The organism is Pseudomonas sp. NY15356, from assembly GCF_048068175.1.
Lineage (GTDB): Bacteria > Pseudomonadota > Gammaproteobacteria > Pseudomonadales > Pseudomonadaceae > Aquipseudomonas > Aquipseudomonas putida_K.
Genome location: NZ_JBLUPW010000098.1, coordinates 1 through 319, shown reverse-complemented (window position 1 = coordinate 319; position 319 = coordinate 1). Strand labels below are relative to the sequence as shown.

Sequence of the window (319 nt, the reverse complement as noted above, 5' to 3'; positions counted from 1 at the left end):
AGGCGGTGAAATTACCTACACCGTGACCCTCAGCAATGGCCAGAAGCTGCCGGTCAACGCCCATGGTGGCCTGGTCTTTACCCTGTCGGACGGCACCAAGGTTTCTATCCCTGCCGGCAGCGCCAGCGGCTCTATTACCGTCAAAGCACCGGATGACGTGTTCACCGGCGGCCAGCCGACCATCACCAACAAGCTTGAGTCGGTAGAGGGCGGCGACAAGTTCGAGAAACTGACTCTGGGTGAGAACTCTGTTTCGACGGAAATCACCGATGAGCCAGGTTCGGGCACCAATACCGGCAACGAAGGCGACAAGTTCGAA

The 319-nt window shown here is 58.3% G+C and carries 1 protein-coding gene; it reads left to right on the top strand.

Annotated elements, in window-relative coordinates; genetic code table 11:
- Positions 1-319, top strand: a 319-nt coding sequence (locus ACNFCI_RS24105) for an immunoglobulin-like domain-containing protein (protein ID WP_416768440.1), incomplete at both ends; no start/stop codon positions are given.